The sequence below is a fragment of the Cupriavidus basilensis genome, assembly GCF_008801925.2.
GTDB classification, from domain to species: Bacteria; Pseudomonadota; Gammaproteobacteria; order Burkholderiales; family Burkholderiaceae; genus Cupriavidus; species Cupriavidus basilensis.
The window spans coordinates 375,544-395,571 of record NZ_CP062803.1 but is presented as its reverse complement, the minus strand read 5'-3'; the positions used below and the strand labels follow the sequence as shown (position 1 = coordinate 395,571).

19 protein-coding genes and 1 tRNA gene are annotated in these 20,028 nt (G+C 67.3%); 8 read left to right on the top strand and 12 right to left on the bottom strand.

From position 1 onward, the window contains the following. Window positions 1–12 precede the first annotated feature (12 nt). From leuD to F7R26_RS01740, 3 genes are read right to left on the bottom strand one after another with little or no spacing between them, the layout of a single operon-like run. Entirely contained in the window at window positions 13–672 is a 660-nt protein-coding gene (gene leuD, locus F7R26_RS01750) for a 3-isopropylmalate dehydratase small subunit (protein ID WP_241754401.1), read from the bottom strand. Beyond that, entirely contained in the window at window positions 665–2,083 is a 1,419-nt protein-coding gene (leuC, locus tag F7R26_RS01745; RefSeq protein ID WP_150992054.1) for a 3-isopropylmalate dehydratase large subunit, read from the bottom strand. Before leuC ends, leuD begins: the two co-directional genes overlap by 8 nt. Window positions 2,084–2,136: 53 nt before the next feature. Further along, on the bottom strand, window positions 2,137–3,156 hold the full coding sequence (locus tag F7R26_RS01740) for a tripartite tricarboxylate transporter substrate binding protein (protein WP_150992052.1): 1,020 nt from the start codon (window positions 3,154–3,156) through the stop codon (window positions 2,137–2,139). 164 nt (window positions 3,157–3,320) lie between these two features. Between F7R26_RS01740 and F7R26_RS01735 the strand changes: the two genes are divergently transcribed. Continuing rightward, complete coding sequence (locus F7R26_RS01735; RefSeq protein WP_150992049.1) at window positions 3,321–4,241, top strand: LysR family transcriptional regulator; 921 nt, start codon at window positions 3,321–3,323, stop codon at window positions 4,239–4,241. Here the strand turns inward: F7R26_RS01735 and F7R26_RS01730 are convergent. The 4 genes from F7R26_RS01730 to F7R26_RS01715 are packed head-to-tail and all read right to left on the bottom strand — an operon-like array spanning window position 4,226 to window position 6,854. Then, entirely contained in the window at window positions 4,226–4,387 is a 162-nt protein-coding gene (locus F7R26_RS01730) for a hypothetical protein (RefSeq protein ID WP_170302000.1), read from the bottom strand. The two genes, F7R26_RS01735 and F7R26_RS01730, sit on opposite strands and share 16 nt — an antisense overlap. Next, a complete protein-coding gene (locus F7R26_RS01725) occupies window positions 4,384–5,019 on the bottom strand; it encodes a flavin reductase family protein (RefSeq protein ID WP_150992047.1) in 636 nt (211 codons plus the stop codon). The genes F7R26_RS01730 and F7R26_RS01725 overlap by 4 nt, the downstream gene beginning before the upstream one ends. A gap of 22 nt (window positions 5,020–5,041) precedes the next feature. Continuing rightward, entirely contained in the window at window positions 5,042–5,836 is a 795-nt protein-coding gene (locus F7R26_RS01720; RefSeq protein WP_241754400.1) for a GntR family transcriptional regulator, read from the bottom strand. Window positions 5,837–5,867: 31 nt separating this feature from the next. Then, the gene (locus tag F7R26_RS01715; protein ID WP_150992043.1) at window positions 5,868–6,854 is read right to left on the bottom strand and encodes a polysaccharide deacetylase family protein; all 987 of its coding nucleotides are present in this window, start codon (window positions 6,852–6,854) and stop codon (window positions 5,868–5,870) included. 313 nt (window positions 6,855–7,167) lie between these two features. On the opposite strand from F7R26_RS01715, the gene F7R26_RS01710 reads away from it, so the two are divergent. From F7R26_RS01710 to F7R26_RS01700, 3 genes are read left to right on the top strand one after another with little or no spacing between them, the layout of a single operon-like run. Beyond that, a complete protein-coding gene (locus tag F7R26_RS01710) occupies window positions 7,168–8,343 on the top strand; it encodes an ABC transporter substrate-binding protein (protein WP_150992041.1) in 1,176 nt (391 codons plus the stop codon). Between the two features lie 44 nt (window positions 8,344–8,387). Continuing rightward, the gene (locus F7R26_RS01705; RefSeq protein WP_150992039.1) at window positions 8,388–9,266 is read left to right on the top strand and encodes a branched-chain amino acid ABC transporter permease; all 879 of its coding nucleotides are present in this window, start codon (window positions 8,388–8,390) and stop codon (window positions 9,264–9,266) included. Then, window positions 9,263–11,875, top strand: coding sequence for a branched-chain amino acid ABC transporter ATP-binding protein/permease (locus F7R26_RS01700; RefSeq protein ID WP_150992037.1), 2,613 nt, complete (start codon window positions 9,263–9,265; stop codon window positions 11,873–11,875). Before F7R26_RS01705 ends, F7R26_RS01700 begins: the two co-directional genes overlap by 4 nt. A gap of 17 nt (window positions 11,876–11,892) precedes the next feature. Here F7R26_RS01700 and F7R26_RS01695 read toward each other — a convergent pair whose 3' ends face one another. From F7R26_RS01695 to F7R26_RS01680, 4 genes are all read right to left on the bottom strand, one after another. Next, window positions 11,893–13,002 carry a bifunctional nicotinamide-nucleotide adenylyltransferase/Nudix hydroxylase gene (locus F7R26_RS01695; protein ID WP_150992035.1) on the bottom strand — a complete coding sequence of 370 codons (1,110 nt, stop codon included), beginning with the start codon at window positions 13,000–13,002 and terminating at the stop codon, window positions 11,893–11,895. Further along, complete coding sequence (locus F7R26_RS01690) at window positions 12,999–13,442, bottom strand: GNAT family N-acetyltransferase (protein WP_150992033.1); 444 nt, start codon at window positions 13,440–13,442, stop codon at window positions 12,999–13,001. The genes F7R26_RS01695 and F7R26_RS01690 overlap by 4 nt, the downstream gene beginning before the upstream one ends. Window positions 13,443–13,706: 264 nt before the next feature. Next, a tRNA-Cys gene (locus tag F7R26_RS01685) sits at window positions 13,707–13,781 on the bottom strand. 119 nt (window positions 13,782–13,900) lie between these two features. Next, a complete protein-coding gene (locus F7R26_RS01680) occupies window positions 13,901–14,320 on the bottom strand; it encodes a hotdog fold thioesterase (protein WP_193692112.1) in 420 nt (139 codons plus the stop codon). A gap of 321 nt (window positions 14,321–14,641) precedes the next feature. On the opposite strand from F7R26_RS01680, the gene F7R26_RS01675 reads away from it, so the two are divergent. The 4 genes from F7R26_RS01675 to F7R26_RS01660 are packed head-to-tail and all read left to right on the top strand — an operon-like array spanning window position 14,642 to window position 19,591. Beyond that, window positions 14,642–16,423: a putative bifunctional diguanylate cyclase/phosphodiesterase gene (locus F7R26_RS01675; RefSeq protein WP_241754399.1), complete on the top strand. Its 1,782-nt coding sequence runs from the start codon at window positions 14,642–14,644 to the stop codon at window positions 16,421–16,423. Between the two features lie 8 nt (window positions 16,424–16,431). Next, window positions 16,432–17,874, top strand: coding sequence for an HDOD domain-containing protein (locus F7R26_RS01670; protein ID WP_150992031.1), 1,443 nt, complete (start codon window positions 16,432–16,434; stop codon window positions 17,872–17,874). Window positions 17,875–17,928: 54 nt separating this feature from the next. Then, a complete protein-coding gene (locus tag F7R26_RS01665; RefSeq protein WP_206702502.1) occupies window positions 17,929–18,282 on the top strand; it encodes a phosphonate transporter in 354 nt (117 codons plus the stop codon). A 7-nt stretch (window positions 18,283–18,289) separates the two neighbouring features. Further along, window positions 18,290–19,591, top strand: coding sequence for a sensor domain-containing diguanylate cyclase (locus F7R26_RS01660; protein ID WP_150992027.1), 1,302 nt, complete (start codon window positions 18,290–18,292; stop codon window positions 19,589–19,591). Window position 19,592: 1 nt separating this feature from the next. Here the strand turns inward: F7R26_RS01660 and F7R26_RS01655 are convergent, their stop codons facing one another. Beyond that, window positions 19,593–19,913 carry a hypothetical protein gene (locus F7R26_RS01655; RefSeq protein ID WP_150992025.1) on the bottom strand — a complete coding sequence of 107 codons (321 nt, stop codon included), beginning with the start codon at window positions 19,911–19,913 and terminating at the stop codon, window positions 19,593–19,595. Between the last annotated feature and the right edge of the window lie 115 nt (window positions 19,914–20,028).

The following is a 20,028-nucleotide window of genomic DNA, read 5'->3' as shown; positions in this document are numbered from 1 at the left end:
TTCCGTCCTCCTTCAGGCGGACAGCCGCGCCATGGTCTTGGCGGCGACGTCCTGCAGCCAGGGCTGCGACTGGTGATGGCGCCGCGCGAACGCGGCGATTTGCGACGACTGTGCCAGCGTTGCGCCGATCATGTCCAGCCCCTGGCGGAACATGGTGCGGTGGCGCTCGGCCAGCGTGAAGGCAAAGCGCAGCGCGCCGGCGCTCACCGACATCGCCGCGAGGTCGATCTCGATCCGCGCGGGTGTGCTGCCCGACACGGCGGCCATCAGCGCGTCCACTTCGGCCTGCGGCAACATCACCAGCAGCAGCCGGTTGTTGATCGCGTTCGAGTAGAAGATCTCGCCAAAGCTGGGCGCGATCACCGCGCGAATGCCGTATTGCTGCAGCCCCCAGACGGCGTGCTCGCGGCTCGAGCCGCAGCCAAAGTTCGGGCCGGCCACCAGCACGCCCGCGCCCTGGTACCGCGGCTGGTTGAGCGCGAACTCCGGGCGCGGCACGCCTTGCGCGTCGAAGCGCATATCGTAGAACAGGCCACGGTCCAGCCCAGCCTTGTCGATGATGCGCAGGAACTGCTTGGGCATGATCTGGTCGGTGTCGAGGTTGCCGATGGGCAGCGGCGCGCCAAGCGCGGCGATCAGGTCGGAATCGTAGTCGGGCATGGCATCAGGCATTGGTTTGCTCCAGGCGGCGCACATCGGTGATGCAGCCGGTCAGCGCCGCCGCGGCGGCCATGGCGGGACTCATCAGGTGGGTGCGCCCGGCGCGCCCCTGGCGTCCCTCGAAATTGCGGTTGGTGGTGGACGCGCAGCGCTCGCCGGGTGCGAGTACGTCGTCGTTCATGGCCAGGCACATCGAGCAGCCCGGCTTGCGCCATTCGAAGCCGGCGTCCAGCAGCACCTGCGCAATGCCTTCGTCCTCGGCCTGCTGGCGCACCGCGCCGGAGCCCGGCACCACCATCGCGCGCACGCCTTCGGCCACCTTGCGCCCGCGCACGATGGCGGCCACGGCGCGCAGGTCTTCAATGCGGCCATTGGTGCAGGATCCGATGAACACGCGCTGCACCGGCAGGCCTTCGAGCGTGGCGCCCGCCTGCAGGCCGATATAGTCCAGCGCCTTGGCGGCAGCGCTGCGCGCCGTGTCGTCGATGGCATCCTCCACCGCCGGCACGCACGCATCGATGGGGATCGCCTGGTCGGGGCTGGTGCCCCAGCTCACATACGGCGCCACGTTGCTGGCGTCGAACACCAGTTCGCTGTCGAAGCTGGCATCCGCATCGGAATGCAGCGCCCGCCAGCAGGCCAGCGCGCGCTCGCGCAGCGTGGCATCGATATCCGTGGCGCGGGCCAGCACGTATTCGATGGCCGCCGCATCCGGCGCGATCAGCGCGCCGCGCGCGCCGGCTTCCACCGTCATGTTGCACAAGGTCATGCGCGCCTCGATCGACAATGCGGCAATGGCGCTGCCGGTGAACTCCACCACATAGCCACGCGCGCCCTGCGCGCTGATGCGGCTGATGATATGCAGGATCAGGTCCTTCGCGGTAGCGCCAAGCGGCAGCACGCCGTCCACGCGGATACGCATGTCCATCGCCACGCGGTACACCAGCGTCTGCGTGGCCAGCACGTGCTCCACCTCGGACGTGCCGATGCCAAAGCCGAGCGCGCCCAGCGCGCCGTAGGTGGTGGTGTGGCTGTCGCCGCACAGCACCACCATGCCCGGGCGGATCATGCCGTGCTCGGGCGCGATCACGTGCTCGATGCCCTGCAGCGCGTCATCGGTATCGAACAGCGGGATGCCGTGCTGGTCGCAGTTGCGCTTGAGGTTGCGCGCCTGCAGCGCCGAGGCGGGATCCTGGATGCGGCGCGGGCTCTCCGCGTGGGTGGGGATGATGTGGTCCACCACCGCCACCTGCTGGCCCGGCGACGGCACGCCCCGGCCCTGCGCGGCCAGCCCGGCAAAAGCCTGCGGACTGGTGTATTCGTTCATCAGGTGCAGATCCGCGTAGAGCAGCACGTGGTCAGCATCGAGCGCGGCCACGGTGTGCGAATCCACCAGCTTGCGATAGTAGGTAAGGCCTGACATGGGACAGCCTGCTTGATATGCGTTGAAAAAATGCGCGGCAGAAAGCACCGCGCTTACTCGGGCGTGATGCCGGCCTGCTTGATCTGCGCGGCCCAGCGCTTGATTTCCTTGTGCAGCATGGAGTCGGCCTGGGACGGGCTCATGGTGAGCGGCTCGAAGCCTTCCTTGAGCAGGCGCGCCTTGATCTCCGGCGCGGCCAGTGCCTGGTTCAGCGTCTGGTTGAGCTTGGCGATCACGTCCTTGGGCGTGCCGGCCGGCGCGCTGACGATGAACCAGGTCTCGAAGGTGTAGTTGGGCAGGCCCGCCTCGGCAATGGTGGGCACATCGGGCAGCAGCGCAGAGCGCTTGGGCCCGGTCACCGCCAGCGCGCGCAGCTTGCCGGCCTGCACCTGCGGCAGCGCGGCGGAGAGCACCGGGAAGCTGAGCTGCACCTGGCCGGCAATGGTGTCGACCATGGCCGGGCCGCCGCCCTTGTATGGCACGTGCAGGATGGCCGTGCCGGACTCAGACTTGAACAGCTCCGCCGCCATATGGAAGGTACTGCCGGTGCCCGCCGAGCCAAAGCTCAGCTGCCCGGGGCGGCTCTTGGCCAGCGCAATCAGTTCCTTCACGTTCTTGGCCGGCAGGCCGTTGGTCACCACCAGCACATGCTGCGAGGTGCCCATGGTGCCAACCGACATCAGGTCGCGCTCGGTGTCGAACGGCAGCCTGGCGAAGAGCGAAGGATTCACCGCCAGCGCCACGTTGTTGATCGCCAGCGTATAGCCATCGGGCCTGGCCTTGGCCACCTGGTCCATGCCGATATTGCCCGAGGCGCCCGCGCGGTTGTCCGCCACCACGGGCTGGCCGAGTTGCCGGCCCCACGCTTCGGTGATCAGCCGCGCGGCGATGTCGACGCTGCCGCCCGGTGCGAACGGCACGATCAGGCGAATCGGGCGTGCGGGAAACGTCTCGGCTCGCGCCGCCGCTGGCGCAAGCGCAACGGACAAGGCGGCAGCACTCAAGGCGAGCGGTGTGCGGCAAATCCGGCAAATCCGGTAGATCCGGCGGGCGATGGCGGTAAAGCGGTTCATGTGGGGTCTCCTGGGTGGCAGGCTGGCTGCAAGGGAACGTCCTCGACGCCGCCGCGCTTATTGAGTTTTGAGATGCCAGTTTAACCATTGAACCTGTAGCTATAATTTCATCCAAAGACTTTCATTCAGTCTCCTAATTCACTAATTGGCCCGCGGGCCGCATCGTGGACAACTTCTCCGACCTCGCCTTCTTCGTCACCCTGGTCAAGCGCGGCAGCCTGGCCGGCGCGGCCCAGCAGTTCGGCATCACGCCGTCGGCCGCCAGCAAGCGGCTGACGGCGCTTGAGGCGCGGCTCGGCGTGCGCCTGCTCAACCGCACCACGCGCCGGCTGAGCGTGACGCAGGAGGGCGAGGCCTACCTGGCGCAGGGCGCGCGCATCCTGGCCGAGCTGGAGGAACTGGAGCAAGGGCTTGGCGGCAGCCGGGTGGCGCCGCGCGGGCTGCTGCGGGTCAACGCCACGCTGGGCTTCGGCAGGCGCCACGTGGCGCCGGCGGTGGGCGCCTTCCTGCTGGCCTGCCCGGAAGTGGAGGTGCAACTGGAACTCACCGACCGGCCGCTGAACCTGGCCGAGGCGGGCTTCGACGTGGGCATTCGCGTGGGCGATCTGCCCGATGCACGCCTCACCGCCCGGCCCATTGCCCACAACCGCCGTCTGCTATGCGCCGCGCCGCGCTACCTGGCCAGCCACGGCGAGCCGGCCTCGCCGCGCGAGCTGCAGCAGCACCGCTGCATCGTGATCCGGGAGAGCGACGCCACCTACGGCACCTGGCACCTGCGCTCGGCCAGCCGCCACGAAACCGTCAAGGTGCGCGGGCCGGCCAGCACCAACGATGGCGAAGTGGCCCTCGGCTGGGCCTTGCAGGGTCACGGCATATTGATGCGCTCGGAATGGGAGGTGGCGCCGATGCTCCGCTCGGGGCGGCTGCGCCAGGTGCTGACCGACTGGGAGACGCCGCCAGCCGATGTGTTCGCCGTATTCCTCACGCGCGACCACCTCACGGCCAAGGTGCGCGCGTTCGTGGACTTTCTGGCGGAGCACTTCGCGGCCCACCGGATAGCGGGCGCGCCCTATAGTGGCTGGTAGCCCGGTGAGGCCATGCCGCGCACGAACACCAGCACCAGCCTGTCGATCATCGGCGGCGCGCTGAGCCAGGGGTAGTGCTCCACCGCGCCCTGGTTGACATAGGGCGGCACTGCATAGGCACCGCCATGCAAAAGCAGCCAGCTCACATCTCATCCACCGCCGTGGTCGCCGTCACCACACCCGCCTCTTTCTCCATCGAGAACCGATCCCGCGTGGTGACGTAGAAGCTGGCACCGAATCGCCCCACCGGAAAGTAGTTCTGCAGCCGCACCCGCCAGGCCTGCGTATCGATCAGCTCGTCGCGCGCATGCAGCCGCAGCACGCGGCCTATGAAAATCTGCCGGCTGGTCGTCTCCAGCGTTTCCCACAGGGTGCACTCGAACGCCACCGGCGCCTGGGCAATTCGCGGCGGCGCCACCGCGCTCGATGGCAGCGATGTCAACCCCACGCGCGCGAGCTCGCTCTGCTCCGGCGGCAAGCGCTCGCCGCAGCCATGCATCTGCTCCGCCATCGCTTCATCGCACAGGTGCACGACAAACTCGCCGGTGCGCACGATATTGGCCGCGGTGTCCTTGAGCGCGCCGTCGTGCAGGCGGTTGATGCTGATCATCACGATGGGTGGCTCCTCGCCCAGCATGTTGAACATCGAGAACGGCGCGGCATTGACGGTGCCGTCTTCCGACAGCGTGGTGACCAGTGCGATCGGCCGCGGCACGATCAGGCTGGCCATCAGCTTGTAGCGCTGGTATTCGGTGATGGCCTCGAAATCGATTTCCATGCTTGTTTCCCCTGATTCGGCCTTACTCCCCGGCCAGGCCCAGCATCTGCGCGAGGCTCTTCTCGCCCTGCATGCGGGACGTTTCGATGCGCTGCTCCAGCTCGCGCAGGTGCGACTCCATCCGTTCGACCGCGCCGGCGGCGTCGCGCCGCTCGATGCAGTCCACGATGGCGGTGTGTTCGTCGTGCTCGCAGGGCGCGTGGCCCGGCGGCTCGTACAGGCCGACGATCAGCGAGCAGCGCGAGACCAGTTCAGTAAGGTAGCGCTGCAGCACCGGGTTGCGCGCAAGCGCGGCGATGCGCAGGTGAAAGCCGCTTGCCAGCCGCGCCCATGAGGGCTGGTCGAAGCGGTGCATGGCCTCGTGCTCGGCGGCCAGTTGCTGGCGCAGCTCGCGCAGGTCGGCGGGCGTTGCGCGTGCCACGGCGAGTTCCACCAGCACGCGCTCCATGGCGCGGCGCGCTTCGAATATCTGGCTGGTCTCGGCCGGCGTGGGCTCGGCGATGACCGCGCCCTTGTTGGGGCGCAGGTCGACGATGCCATCGTGCGCCAGTTTCTCCAGCACGCGCCGCACGACCGCGCGGCCTACGCCAAACAACTGGCACAGCTCCGGCTCTGGCAGCTTGGTGCCGGGCGTGAGCCGGTGGTTGAGCACGCCATCGAAGATGGACTGGTAGATGCGCGCATCAGCGTCGCCGCCGGGGTCCGCGCCAGCGTCCTTCGAGGTTGCGGCAACGGGCACGGCGTCGGGCTTCTGTCTGACGGCTTTTGGCTTGACTGCTTTCGGCTGGGCGGTACGGGGCGATGCGGTGCGAGGCATGACGTCGGTCGGGGACATGGAGCGCATGATGTTAGCGCGAAGCAGCGGCCAGCGGCGCCACCTGGTCGAGGTGATCGCAGATTGCGCCGGGCGTGGTGAACCACACCTTGCCCTGGCGGCGGCTGCAGGCGATATGCGCCAGCGCGCGGCGCAGGTGGCGCAGGCGATATGGCTGGCCCACCAGGTAGGGATGCAAGGCAATGCCCATCACCAGCGGTTGCGGATGGTGCGCGTGGCAGGCCTGCGCCAGCATTTCGTCGAACTGGTCGATGATCATGTCGGCGAAAGCGCTGCCGTCCAGATGACGGCCCACGATCATCGGGATGTCGTTGAGCTCCTGCGGATAGGGAATCGACCATAGCGGGCCGCCGCGCGTTGCCATGCGCACCGGGCGGTCGTCGTGGCACCAGTTGAGCGTGTAGCGGTAGCCGGTCTCGGCCAGCAGGTCGGGCGTGAGCGCGGTCTCGGCGATCCAGGGCGACAGCCAGCCCGATGGCGCGGTGCCCGCGTGCGCGGCGATGCGCTCGCGGCAATGCAGCAGCAACGCGCGCTCGCCGGCTTCGTCCAGGTCGCTCTGCCGGCGTGCGTTGGTGTGGCCGTGCCCGATCAGTTCATCCCCGCGTGCCAGGCAAGCGCTGACCACCTCGGGGCAATGATCGTAGAGCGCGGTGTTGATCAGCACGCCGGCCGGCAGCGCCAGCTGATCGAACAATTCCAGGCAGCGCCACACGCCCACGCGGTTGCCGTACTCGCGCCAGCTGTAGTTGAGCACGTCGGGCTGGGGCGCGACCGGACCGAGGTTGGCGCCCAGCCCCTCCCCAAAAGCGAAGTGCTCGATATTGAAGCCAAGGTAGACCGCAAGGTTGGCGCCGCCGGGCCAGCGATAGGTGTCCACATCGGTGATCGGCCGGTAGCCAAAGCGCCCATGCGTGCGCAGCGGCCCGTACTCGGGGCCGGGCGCCGCACCGTGGGGGCCGCCGGGTGCCTGGGCGGCGGAAGGGGTCGGGTTATGCGTCATCTTCTGGATTGCCTCAATGCGTCTTGCCAATGCAGGGGAGCCCCCGGGCGCCGGCCATGCCCCGCTTTGGCGCCATCCGGGGGCATCTGGCGGTATCCGGCACCGACATCGTGCAGGCATGGCACCGGGTTGATCGTATGCAAACTGTTATGCAGATCGTTCGCAAAAAGCAGGCCATATCGCAGACACGTTGATTTATCTATCGCCGAACCATTTCCGGATGGTTTGTCGACGTATGGCATGGCTCTTGCAAGCAGGACACCACGCATCGCCGACCCTTCCCTCTTGCCGCATTCCTTTCCGGAGAACCGCCATGTCCACCGTCTCACGCCGCGCCCTGCTCGCTGCCATCGCCGCCGCCTGCGCCCTGCCGGCCCTGCCCGCGCTGGCCGCCGACACCATCAAGATCGGCCTGGTCACCGCGTTGTCCGGCCAGTCGGCCCGCGCCGGCGAGTCGCTCACGCGGGGCATGACCATCGCCATCGACGAGATCAACGCCAAGGGTGGCCTGCTGGGCGGGCGCAAGCTGGAGTTGGTGCGGCGCGACGATGAAGGCAATCCCGCCAAGGGCGTGCTGGCCGCGCGCGAGCTGATCTACAAGGAGAAGGTGGCGGTACTGTTCGGCGGGCTGGACACGCCGGTGTCGATGGCCATCGTGCCGGTCGCCAACCAGGAGAAAGTGCCGTTCATGGGCCCGTGGGCAGCGGGCACGCCGATCACGCGCAATGGCGCCAACCCCAACTACGCCTTCCGCGTCTCGGCAGTCGATGAGGTCGTGGACAAGGCCATGCTGCAGTACGCGCAGAAGAGCTTCAATGCCAGCAAGCCGGGCCTGATCCTCGTCAACAACCCCTGGGGCGAATCGAACGAGAAGGGCATCGTGGCGGCGCTGTCCGCCAAGGGCATGAAGCCCGCTGGCATCGAGAAGTTCGAGGCCAATGACGTGGACGTGGTGCCGCAGCTCGGACGGCTGAAAGCGGCCGGCGCCGACGTGCTGTTCATGGTCGGCAACGTGGGGCCGTCGGCGCAGGTGGTCAAGTCGCTGGACCGCATGGGCTGGAAGGTGCCGGTGGTATCGCACTGGGGCCCCGCCGGCGGACGCTTCACCGAGCTGGCCGGACCCAATGCCCGGAACGTGCACTTCGTGCAGACGTATAGCTTCTTCGGCGCGCCTTCGCCGGTCAGCACGCGCGTGGTGACGGAACTCAAGGCGAAGTACAGCGACATCAAGGGCCCGGACGACATCACGCCGGCCGTGGGCGTGGCCAATGCCTACGATGCCACGCAGCTTGCTGCGCTGGCCATCGCGCGCGCCGGCTCGACCAAGGGCGACGCGGTACGCGAGGGCTTCTACAAGATCGACCGCTATGAAGGCCTGATCAAGACGTATGTGAAGCCGTTTTCGCCTGAGTCGCACGACGCGCTCAACGAGAACGACTACGTGTGGGCGCAGTTCATCGACAACCGGATCGTGCCGGTGGCGAAGTAAGCGGCCATTCCAACAAGATGCTGGCGTCGCAACAAGGACTCACCATGTTATGGATCTCCGCCCTGATCAGCGGCCTCGGCCTGGGCAGCATGTACGGCCTGATGGCGCTCGGCTTTCACATTACCTACGCGGTCTCGGCCACAGTGAACTTCGCGCAGGGCAGCTCGATGATGCTGGGCGCGGTGCTGACCTACACCTTCGCCCAGACGCTGGGCTGGCCGATGCCGCTGGCGGTGGTACTGGCGCTGGCGCTGTGCGCGCTGTACGGGCTGGCGGTGGAGTTCCTGGCGGTGCGCCCGTTTGCCAGCCGCGGCTCCAACGCCTGGCTGATGGCCACGGTGGCGCTGGGGATCGTGCTCGATAACGTGGTGATGCTGACCTTCGGCACCGAGCCGCGCAGCCTGCCCTCGCCGCTTGCCACCTCCGCGATGCAGCTCGGCGACACGGGCCTCGGGGTGTATCCGCTGCAGTTGCTGATCCCGGTGATCGGGCTTGCGCTGGCCGGCGTGCTGCACCTGGTGCTGCGCCGCTCGCGCTGGGGCGTGGCGATGCTGGCGGTGGTGCAGAACCGCGACGCCGCGCGGCTGATGGGCATTCCGATCCGGCGCCTGGTAGCGGCGGCGTTCGCGCTGTCCACGCTGCTGGCCGGCATCGCCGGCGTGCTGATCGCGCCGCTGTTCAACGTGCAGTCCGACATGGGCACGGTGTTTGGCCTCAAGGCCTTCGCCGTTGCCATCCTGGGCGGGCTCGGCAGCGCCTGGGGCGTGATGGTGGCGGGCCTGATCTTTGGCGTGGCGGAGGCGCTGGTGACGGCCTCGCTCGGCTCCGGCTACACCCAGATCATCACCTTCTCCCTGGTGATCCTGCTGCTGGCCATGCGGCCGGACGGCTTGTTCGGGCGCGCGGAGGTGCGCAAGGTATGAACGATTCCACGCTGACATCCACACGCGGTGGCGCGCCGCGCGCAGCCTCACCGCACGCCGCGCCTGCGAGCGCGCGCTCGCCGCTGCTGGGCCTGGGCACGCCGCTGCAGGTCAGCGCGATGGCGCTGGCCCTCATCGTGGCCGGTGCCGCGGCGCTGCTGGTCAACGGCTACTTCGTCTTCGTCATCGCCGGGGTGGCCATGCTGGCGATCTGCGGCGTGGGCCTGAACCTGCTGCTGGGGCTGACGGGACAGATCTCGTTCGGCCACGTGGCCTTCTATGCCATTGGCGCGTACACCGTGGCCATCCTCACCGGGCAGGCCGGCTGGAGCTTCTGGGCGGCGTGGCCGGTGGGCGCGTTGATCGCATGCGTCACCGGCGCCCTGCTGGCGCTGCCGGCGTTGCGCGTGAAGGGGCCCGGCCTGGCGATGGTGACCATCGCCTTCGGCTTTATCGTGGAGCACGGCGCGGTCGAGTGGCGCGCGCTCACCGGCGGGCAGAACGGCCTGATGGGCATCGCCCAGCCTTCGCTGCCGGGCGTGGATGGCGGCGAGCGCGCGCTCGCGCTGATTGCGCTGGCGGTGCTGGCGATCGCCCTCGCGGCCTATGCGCGGATTTCGCGCGGCGCCTGGGGCGCGGCCATGCGCGCGGTGCGCGACAGCGAGACCGCGGCGGCGTCCATCGGCATCGATCCTCTCGTGGTCAAGACCGTGGGCTTTGCATTCTCGGCCGCGCTCGCCGGCCTGGCCGGCGGCCTGTTCGCGCCGCTGCAGGGCATGGTCACGCCGGGCATGTTCTCCTTCCTGCAATCGATCCTGTTCGTGCTGGTGGTCATGATCGGCGGCGCGGGCACGGTGGCCGGGCCGGTACTGGGCGCGGTGGTGGTGGGGGTCTTGCCGGAGCTGCTGTCGAGCCTGGAGAACCTGCGCTTGCTGTTCTTCGGCGGCCTGCTGTTGCTGGTGCTGTGGGTTGCGCCGGGTGGCATCGCCGGTGTGGCCGGCCAGCTATGGCAACGTGCCCGTGCGCAGGATCGTGCCCCGGGGGAAGAGGCCAATGCCAGCTTGCCCGCCCTGCCCGCCGCCCGGCGGCGCGGGCTTTCCGCGCAGGGCTTGTCCATGGTGTTCGGCGGCGTGCGCGCGGTCGACGACCTCTCCTTCGACCTGCCCGCCGGCGCGGTGACCAGCCTGATCGGCCCCAACGGCGCGGGCAAATCCACCGTGCTCAATCTGTTGTCCGGCTACTACCGCCCGCGCGCCGGCGGCCGCAGCCTGGGCCAGGCCGCGCTGCCCGCGCGCGGCCCCTGCCATAGCGCGCGCAACGGCATCGCCCGCACCTACCAGACCTCGCAGCTGTTCGCCGGCATGAGCGCGGCCGACAACGTGGCCATCGCCTTGCGGCGCGGGCGGCTTGGCGCGCTGCTGGGCATCGCGGGCTTCACCGCGCCGGCGGTGCGCCAGCAAGCGCTGGACCTGCTTGGCGCATGCGGCTATGCCGGCGATCCGCACGCCTGCGCGGCCGACCTGGCGCACGTGGACCGGCGCCTGGTGGAAATTGCGCGCGCGCTGGCCACCCGCCCCGCGGTGCTGCTGCTCGATGAGCCGGCCGCCGGGCTGTCGCGCGAGGACAAGGCGCGCCTGGGTGCGTTGCTGCGCAGGATTGCCGACAGCGGCATTGCGGTGGGGCTGGTCGAGCACGATATGTCGCTGGTGATGGACGTGTCGGACGGCATTGTCGTCATCGATGCCGGCCAGCATCTGGCGGCTGGCACGCCGGCGGCCATCCGCAGCGATCCGCACGTGCGCCGCGCCTACCTGGGCGAGGCCACGGTGCTGTCCGGGCAGGATAACGCCCAGGCGGCCCGCCCGCGCAAGTTGCCGTCCGACGCGCTGCGCGAAGTGCTGGGTGCGAATGCGCTCAGCGCGGGCTACGGCGCGGCGCCGGTGCTGCACGACGTGGCGCTGCAGGTCCGCGAAGGTGAAATGGTGGCGCTGCTGGGCGCCAACGGCGCAGGCAAGTCCACCTTGATGCGCGCGTTGTCTGGCCTGCACCGCCCCGTGCAGGGCGGCATCACCTTCGACGGCGTGGACCTGGCGCGGCTGGATGCCGAGCGCATCGCGGCCATGGGCGTGGTGCTGGTGCCGGAGGGCCGGCAGGTGTTCCCCGAGCTATCCGTGCTCGACAACCTGCGGCTGGGTGCGTTTGCGTCCGGTCCGCTGTCCCATATGGAAATGGTCAAGCGGGTCGAGGCCATGCTGACCCGCTTTCCGCGGCTGCGCGAGCGCCAGCATCAGCGTGCCGGCCTGCTCTCCGGTGGCGAGCAGCAGATGCTGGCAATCGGGCGCGCGCTGATGTCGAACCCGCGCGTGTTGCTGCTCGACGAACCATCGCTGGGCCTGGCGCCCAAGGTGATCGCGGAGCTGTTCGCCTCGCTGGACCAGCTGCGTGAGGCCTCGATCAGCATCTTGCTGGTGGACCAGATGGCCGCGCTGGCACTGGCGCTGGCCGATCGCGGCTATGTGATGGAGGAAGGCCGCGTCGTGGCCAGCGGGCCGGCGGACGAACTGGCGCGGGATCCGGCGCTGGCGCAGGCGTACCTGGGCGGGCACTGAACCCGGCGGCGAACCGCTCAGCCCGCCGGCTGCGCCTCGCCGTCGAACAGATGCAGGAAGCGATCGAGGATCAGCAGGTGATCCTCGAACATCTGCCCTTCCAGCGCCAGCAGCTCCCGCTGCGGCACCCAGCGCACCGCGGCCGCGTCATCGGCGGCGGCCACGGCCGGCAGCGCATCGAGCGGCAGGTCAAAGAAGAAAGCGTGGGTCAGCGTGCGCCCGCGCTGGCTGCGCTCGGGATGATCGAACAGCGCCTGGTCGCGCAAGGATTGCTGCAACGCCGCCTTGGGCAGCCCGAAGCGCGTCTCCTCGTCAAGCTCGCGCAGCACCGCGTCGGCCACGCGCTCATGCTGGTCCAGGAAACCGCCGGGCAACGCCCAGGCGCCGCGCCCGGGCTGTCCGCCGCGGCGGATCAGCAGCACCTGGCCGCAGCAGCGCACCACCGCATCCACGGTCACGAAGACCGGCGGATACGGCGCGGCGGCCCAGCGGCGGCTGTGGTCCTGCAGGAAGCGGTACTCGGCCAGCAAGGCCGCAAACGCTTCGCGCCCGGCGAACGCGCGCAGGAAGGCGGCCACCGGCTCCGGCAGCACGCTCTGCAGCCCCTCCAGCCCGCCTTGCTGCTCGAACCATTGCTGGCGCACGTCGGCGGCATTGAGCTGCCCGAAGCTGGGCTGCTGCACCAGCTCCCAGCCGGGGAAGTCATTGAGGTAGCCCGAAGAGGCATCCTTGAAATGCCCGAACAGGCCAACGCGCGGCGTGCCTTGCGCGCAAGCATCGATGGCCGCGCCCGCCACGGCGCGCACCGCCGCTGTCCAGCGCGCGCTTTCGTAGTAGTCGCGCACCACCACAAAGCGCAGGTCGGCAACGCGCGCGGCGTCCCATGCCGCGACAGCGCCCTCGATCATCTGGCGGCGCTCATCCGCCGAAAACGGATTCTTGACGGTGCGGGCGCCGCCGGCGGAACCCAGCACCACGATCACCGTGGCGGCCTGCGCCAGCGCCTGGCGCAGCATGGCGAAGTGGCCGTTGTGGAAGGGTTCGAAACGGCCGATATAGACGAGGCAATCGAAGGGGACAGCGCTCGCCGGCCGGGCCGGGCCAGTCTGGTTCGTCGGGTAGATCATTTCAGCTCGCAACACATGCATAGCGGCAGCGCGCCTTCTTGCTGCCGGAACTCGCGCGACGCGCGCACTTCCGGCGGCAGGCGATCCGCCGAAATCAGCGAGAAGCCGTAGCGGGCAAAGTAGCTGGGGCAACTGGCGCTCAGCAGCACGGCGCGCGTGCAGCCGTTGGCGCGGGCGCGCATGAGCAGGGCGGAAACCAGATGGGTGGCGATGCCGCGATCGCGATAAGGCGGCAATACCGCGACCGAGCGCACGACCACGGTGTCGCCATAGCCTTCGGCGCCGGCACAACCGACAATGCCGCCGTCGAGCACCGCAATATGGAACAACGCCAGCGAGGGATCGGGATCGTCGCTGGCGAGGCCACAGGCTTCAAGGACTTCCGCGATTGCCGGCCAATCGGCCGGTTGTGCGGCGCGGATACGCAGATCTCTTGTCATTGCAAATATCTCCCCGCCACGCACGATGGCGGAGGTTGTCATGGATGGACTGCGCTGAGTTCACACTACATGATTCGGGCGACTTGTTCCAGCGGGGAAAACGGCATAAGCGACGCCTTATCCACCGAATGAATCAGGCGAGGCCGAGGCAAAATCGCCTGGCGAGAAAGGGGAAGAACGATGGGACAGAACAAAGGGAAAGGAGCGCGAAGCATCGCGGCGCCCGGCCGCATGGCGCGATCGCCCTGGCCATGACCGGAAACCTGGAGGCGGGGGAACGGAATTGAACCGCCGTGTACGGCTTTGCAGGCCGTCGCATAACCACTCTGCCACCCCGCCGCTGCCGGGACGCCGCGCTTTGGCGTCCGCTTACAGTGCGGGGCGCAGTTTAGCCGGAAATGAAAATCTCTGCACGGGGCGCGCAGCGGCGCCCGCACGCTTGCCGAAGGCCGCGGCGATCAGCGCGAAAGAATGGACATGGTGATCCGGGAGACGCAGACCATCTTGCCTTCTTCGTTGCGGATCTCGATGGCCCACACATGGGTGGTGCGGCCGATATGCACCGGCGTGGCGGTGCCGGTAACAAAGCCCGTGCGCGCCGCGCGCACATGGTTGGCATTGATGTCGAGCCCGACACAATACTGGGTCTCGCTATCCAGGCACAGGCTGGCGGCGCAACTGCCCAGCGTCTCCGCCAGCAGCACCGAAGCGCCGCCGTGCAGGATGCCATGCGGCTGCACGGTGCGGCGGTCCACCGGCATGCGTGCACTGAGCGAAGCCTCGCCGATCTCGGTGAACTCGATGCCCAGTTGCTCGACAGCGGTGTCCTTGTGGCGGGCCTGAAGGTCTTTCAGGGAGGGGGATGATTTCCACAGCATGCACGGTCTCCGATTGGTTTGTGCTGCATTCTAAAGGCAGTCGTGCGCAGACGTTCGCGGGCGGCGCGTACCCGGCAAATTCGGGTCGGCCACGCTTGGGCCATCGATGTGCCGGGCCCCTCTGTGCAACGGCGCCACAAACTCTTGCCAGGTAACGCATTCCGGTGATCGCAGGTCGCGGTTAAGCGTTAAACTGACATGCGCAGCATGGGTAACATGCACCTAAAATCACTTTAATGCGCGAGATAGCCAGACACGGCAGCGCTGGCGGCGTTCGATCACCAGATCGCTCAATTCGGTCCGAGTTTCAACCAGAGTTCCATGACGTCGTTTACGTATGACGCAGTTCTAGCGGCGGAGCCCCCTGAATGGCCATCCTCCGACCGGAACCCACTGTTATCCGCCGGGGGATCGGCGCGGGATGCCTGGGCATTGCTCGAGGCTTCGGGCGCGCTCGCCCTGCAGATCGATGTCGCGGGCCATATCATCCTGGCAACCGAAGCCTCGGCGCAGCTACTTGCCTACCCCCGGGAATACCTTCTCAAATCCTCGATCCTGGATGTCGTCTCGTTCGAGCAGCGCGAGCAGCTTGCCGAGCTGCTGCGTGCCTGCGAGCAGGAAGCGCCTTGCAAGACCGGCCGCATCCGCTTCTCGGGCGGCGTCGGCGAAAGCCGCTGGCTGGACCTGCGTGTGTGCCGCCATGCCGACGAGGACGGCAGCCCGAGCTTGCTGCTGTTTGGCTACGACGTGACCGACTGGGTCGACAACGAAGAACGACTCATCGAGGCGTCCTTTCGCGACCCGCTCACCGGCGTAGGCAACCGTGCCATGGTGCGCGAACGCATTGCCGGGTACTTCACCGAAGATGGCAGGGGAAAGGCGCCATTTGCGCTTGCCCTGATGGACCTCGACGGGTTCAAGAAGGTCAACGACTCGCTGGGCCATGAATTTGGCGACGCCTTGCTCAAGCAAGTCAGCGTGCGGCTGCTCGGGGCGGTTCGCCCGACGGACATGGTCGCGCGGCTGGGCGGCGATGAGTTCGTGCTGCTGCTCGACGGTATCGCCTCGGAAGCCGCCGCCATCGGCATCGTGGAGAAGGTGATCCATGTCTGCAGGCAGCCTTTTCACCTGGCCGGTTGCCAGATCCGCGTCACCACCAGCCTGGGGCTCACCTTTGGCGCGCTGGCCCATCAGTCCGAGTCGCAATTGCTCAAGCGTGCGGACCTGGCCATGTATGACGCCAAGGCGCAGGGCAAGAATCGATACTGTGTCTACACGCCGGAGCTGGAGCATCGGCTGGACGAGCAGTTCCGGATCGAACAGAACATGTTCGAGGCCGTCCAGAACGGCGAGTTCCTGCTTCACTACCAGCCGATCGTGTGGCCCGGCTCCGGCAAGGTCTGCGCGGTCGAGGCACTGATGCGGTGGCAACACCCGACGGGGTCCGTCCCGCCGGCCGTGTTTATCCCGGTTGCGGAGCATAACGGCCTCATCAACCATCTCGGGGCGTGGGCGCTGCGCTGCGCCTGTGCGCAGCTGGCAAGCTGGGACGCGCTCGGGCTGGACGTGGGATACATATCGGTCAATGTCTCTCCGGTCCAGTTCAGGCACCCCGGCTTCGCGGACAGCGTCAGGCGGGCCATCAAGGATTCCGGCATCAGCTCGCACCGGCTGGTCCTGGAGATCACGGAAGGCGCGCTGATGACCGACCCGGAGGCGGCGCAGGACTTGCTGACGGAGTTGCGCGCACTGGGCGTGCGGTTCGCGGTCGACGACTTCGGCACGGGGTACTCGAGCTTGTCCTACCTGCGCCGCTTCCCGCTCTCGGCACTGAAGATCGACCAGAGCTTTGTGGCCGACATGATGGACTCCCCGCATGCGCGGACCATCGTGTTTGCCGTGTTGTCGCTCGCGCGGGAACTCGGGCTGGTGGCCATCGCCGAAGGCGTGGAGTCGGACGAGCAAAGCCAGCTGCTGGCCGAGCAAGGCTGTGAGCTGGTGCAGGGCTGGCGCTATGCGAAGGCAATGAGCCCGGCCCGGTTCGTGGACCAGGCGCAAGCCGGCACGCTGCAGCTTGGCAGTGCCCAAGTGTTCTCGAAGTAGACGCCGTCATGTCAAACCCTTCAAGCAACACATTCTTCGAGACACTCTGGAGCCGCATGGCGCAGCAAGGGGATTTCCCCACGCTGCAGTTCTGCATCGACAACGTTTTCAAGACACTGAACAGCGACACCAGCGTCGGCGAAATGGCTGCGGGCGTGCTGTCCGATTTCAGCTTGTCGCAGAAGGTCATACGCCTGGCCAACTCCGCCATGTATCGCTCGTTCGGGGGCGAAGTCACGACGGTGTCGCGCGCCATCCTGGTCCTGGGAGTCGAAGCGATCAGCCACCTCACGCTCGGGGTCCAGTTGCTGGATTATTTCTCCGGGGTGGCCATCAACCGGCCACAAGCGTCCACTGAACTGAAGCAGGCCCTGATCGCCGGCGAGTTCACGCGCGCGCTCAGCAACGCCCAAGGCATCAGGCAGGGGGAAGAAGCCGTGGTGTGCACGTTGATGCACCACATGAGCCGCCTGCTTCTGGTCTTCTACTTCGCCGAGGAGTGGGAACAGATCCAGGCCCTGTGCAAGGGTGACTCCGAGAAGGAAAGCGAAGCGTGCCAGCAAGTGCTGGGCGTCACCCTCGAAGACATCGCGGCAGCGGCGGCGATCAAATGGAGGCTGCCCAGCCTGATCGCGACGTCGATGCGCTGCCAGCGTTTCGACGCGGATTCGGTGCTGGAATCCCACGCCGACTGGTTGGGCGCGATTGCCAACATCTCCTCCCGCGCCGCCACGCTGGTGGCCAGGGACGCGCCGCAGGAAGAGGTCCAGGCCTTGCTGCTGGATCACGCCGAAGCACTGGGCCTGCAAGCCGGTGTGGTGGAAAGCGCAGTCCGGCAGGCTCTGGCGCTGAACGTTTCCATGACCAATGCGGAGTCGCCCGAAGCGGCCGAGGCCACCCCGGCACTGAATGCCGGCAAGCCGAAGGATGCCCTCAAGCGCCTTCAGCAAAGCCTGCAGGAAGTCAAGCGCGAGGGCGGCGAGTTGCCGGTCTCCGAGCTGGCGCCGCTGGTGCTCGAATCGGCCATGCAGGCGCTGAACTTCTCGCATTGCTTCCTCATGCTGCTCAACCCGATGGCGAAGCGTTTTGGCGCACGGGTAGGATTTGGCGAGGGCATGCGCGAGAAGATGGAGGCGCTATCCTTCGAAGAAGGCTTCGTTCCCGATATCTTTCACTTTGCCGCCATCGGCAACAAGCCGCTGCTGCTCGAAGACTCCTTCGGCAAAGAGGTGGCGCACCGCGTGCCCCGCTGGTATCGGGAACAGATGCCCGATGCCCGCTCCATCCTGCTGGCGCCCGTGATGATCAAGAATCGCTGCGTCGCCATGATCTGCGGAGACTGGGGCTCGACGGCCTGCACGGGCGGGCTGTCGGATGGGGAGATGGAAGCCATCGGCCTGCTGACGCGGGAGATCTCGGCGAGTTTCCTCAGGTCTGCCGAGCACAGGTAGGCGCGGTGCTGGCTGCAGGCATTGTTAACCCCGGATTGGATAATGAGGATGAGGATGAGTTTTTCGGAAATTTCGCTGGAGCAGCTGGATAGCCTTTCGGCGCAGGACGCCGACGCCCTGCCCTTCGGCACCATCGGCTTTGCGTCGACGGGCATCGTCGAGCGTTACAACGCCACCGAGTCGCGGCTCGCGGGATTGTCCCCGGAGCGGGTGCTCGGCCGGCATTTCTTTGCCGAAGTGGCCATCTGCATGAACAATTTCATGGTGGCCCAGCGCTTCGAGGACGCCGACTTGCTGGACGAAACCATCGACTATGTACTCACCCTGCGCATGCGCCCCACGCCGGTCAAGCTGCGCCTGCTCAAGGATCCCGGCCGCGATCGGCGCTATGTGCTGATCCAGCGATAGGCGCGCCATGGCAATGGCACATCCTGGGCAGAGCCGGGACGACCTGGCCGCTCTCGCGGCCGAGAACGAGGAGTTGCTGACCTTCCTCTATATGTCTCCGGCAGGCATCCTGCGCATCGACGCATCCGGCAACGTGGCGATGGCAAACCCCAAGGCAGCCCAGGTGTTGATGCCCATCTCGCGCACGGGCAGCCTGGACAATCTCTTCACCGTGTTCGAAGACCTGGCGCCTGAGCTAAGGAGCATGGCGGCCACGTTCGCGCATGAGCGCGGCTATATCTGCGAGAACCACCGCATCTTCCTGCCCACGCGCAAGCAGCACGAGCCCAATGTCCTGTCCTGCTCCATGCTGCGCGTCGCCCAGGACTGCACGATGGTGGTGCTCACTGACATATCGAAGGTAGTGGCACAGGAGCGCAGCCTCAAGCAGACCGAATCCTGGCTCGCCGCGGTCTATTCGGCGGTGAATGATTTCGCCTTCTTCTCCCTGGACGCCACCGGCCGGATCGACAGCTGGAACCAGTCCGGCCAGCGTCAAACCGGCTTCGAACTGCAGGACGTGGAAGGCGCCACGCTGCGCCTGTTCTGCCATCCGGACAGCGACTTCCCCGCGCGGGTCGACGAGCAGCTCCGGCTCACGCGCGAAAGCGGCTGGCATTTGGAAGAGCTATGGTGCGTCACCCGTGACGGCCGGCGTTACTGGGGCCAGTTGCTGGTGGCGGCGCTGGAGGAGATCGACGGCAAGGTTTCCGGCTACTCGGTCGTGCTGCGCGATGTCACGGAACGCAAGCTCAGCGTCGACAAGGTCAAGGAGCTGCTCACCAGGGACCACCTGACGGGGGCCGCCAACCGCGGGCATTTCTTCGACGTCGGCGAGGCGGAAGTGGTGCGTGCCCGGCGCCTGCGGCAGCCCTTGTCGGTCGTCATGCTGGACGCCGACCATTTCAAGGCCATCAACGACAGCCTCGGCCACGCGGCGGGCGACCATGTCCTCAAGGAACTGGTGGCCTGCTGCCAGGGCGTGCTGCGCGCCATCGATATCATTGCCCGGCTGGGCGGGGAGGAGTTTGCCCTGCTGCTGCCGTCGACCGATGCGGATGGCGCCAGGGCGACGGCGCAGCGCATCCGGCAAGCGGTGGAGCAGCACGTGTTCCACTTCAATGGCATGGACATCCGCTGCACGGTAAGTCTGGGTTGCGCCACGATATCTGGCGCCGGGGGCACGCTGGACGATGTGCTGGCAGCGGCCGACAAGGCCCTTTACCAGGCAAAGGCCGCGGGCAGGAACTGCGTGACGAGCCAGGACTGATCTAGTCCGAGCCCTGCGCCGGGCCGGCGGCAGCTGCCCCGGCCGCCGCGGCCCTCGCCTTCGCCCGGTTCCACGCATTGCCAATCGCAAGCCCGGCGGAGGTCGGGACGTACATGCTGGAGTCCTCGGTCGTGCTGCCGTCGTACTGCAGCAAGCCTGAATCCATCATCTTGCGGATCTGCCAGCGGTGAACGATTTCGTCGTTGCCTTGCGCGCCAGGGTCCACCAGTACGACGCTTGGCAAGAGCCTGCCCCAGGGATCGCGAGCGATGCGCAGGATCGCCCCGTTGGCCACTCTTCCCAATAGCTCGCTCTGCCTCATTCTTGCTCCACGCTACTTATGCTTCTGACGCTTTTTTCCGGGTGTGGCGGGCATTGAGGTTTCCCGCGCGGCGCACGGCACCTTTAAGCCGACCGGCCAGCCCCGTGACGGGTGG

Bases quoted from the DNA above. Each gene is read 5' to 3' on its own strand.
- leuD (WP_241754401.1), bottom strand. From the start codon at position 672: ATGCCTGATGCCATGCCCGACTACGATTCCGACCTGATCGCCGCGCTT.
- leuC (WP_150992054.1), bottom strand. From the start codon at position 2,083: ATGTCAGGCCTTACCTACTATCGCAAGCTGGTGGATTCGCACACCGTG.
- F7R26_RS01740 (WP_150992052.1), bottom strand. From the start codon at position 3,156: ATGAACCGCTTTACCGCCATCGCCCGCCGGATCTACCGGATTTGCCGG.
- F7R26_RS01725 (WP_150992047.1), bottom strand. From the start codon at position 5,019: ATGGAAATCGATTTCGAGGCCATCACCGAATACCAGCGCTACAAGCTG.
- F7R26_RS01720 (WP_241754400.1), bottom strand. From the start codon at position 5,836: ATGCCTCGCACCGCATCGCCCCGTACCGCCCAGCCGAAAGCAGTCAAG.
- F7R26_RS01715 (WP_150992043.1), bottom strand. From the start codon at position 6,854: ATGACGCATAACCCGACCCCTTCCGCCGCCCAGGCACCCGGCGGCCCC.
- F7R26_RS01710 (WP_150992041.1), top strand. From the start codon at position 7,168: ATGTCCACCGTCTCACGCCGCGCCCTGCTCGCTGCCATCGCCGCCGCC.
- F7R26_RS01705 (WP_150992039.1), top strand. From the start codon at position 8,388: ATGTTATGGATCTCCGCCCTGATCAGCGGCCTCGGCCTGGGCAGCATG.
- F7R26_RS01700 (WP_150992037.1), top strand. From the start codon at position 9,263: ATGAACGATTCCACGCTGACATCCACACGCGGTGGCGCGCCGCGCGCA.
- F7R26_RS01695 (WP_150992035.1), bottom strand. From the start codon at position 13,002: ATGATCTACCCGACGAACCAGACTGGCCCGGCCCGGCCGGCGAGCGCT.
- F7R26_RS01690 (WP_150992033.1), bottom strand. From the start codon at position 13,442: ATGACAAGAGATCTGCGTATCCGCGCCGCACAACCGGCCGATTGGCCG.
- F7R26_RS01680 (WP_193692112.1), bottom strand. From the start codon at position 14,320: ATGCTGTGGAAATCATCCCCCTCCCTGAAAGACCTTCAGGCCCGCCAC.
- F7R26_RS01675 (WP_241754399.1), top strand. From the start codon at position 14,642: ATGACGTCGTTTACGTATGACGCAGTTCTAGCGGCGGAGCCCCCTGAA.
- F7R26_RS01670 (WP_150992031.1), top strand. From the start codon at position 16,432: ATGTCAAACCCTTCAAGCAACACATTCTTCGAGACACTCTGGAGCCGC.
- F7R26_RS01665 (WP_206702502.1), top strand. From the start codon at position 17,929: ATGAGTTTTTCGGAAATTTCGCTGGAGCAGCTGGATAGCCTTTCGGCG.
- F7R26_RS01660 (WP_150992027.1), top strand. From the start codon at position 18,290: ATGGCAATGGCACATCCTGGGCAGAGCCGGGACGACCTGGCCGCTCTC.
- F7R26_RS01655 (WP_150992025.1), bottom strand. From the start codon at position 19,913: ATGAGGCAGAGCGAGCTATTGGGAAGAGTGGCCAACGGGGCGATCCTG.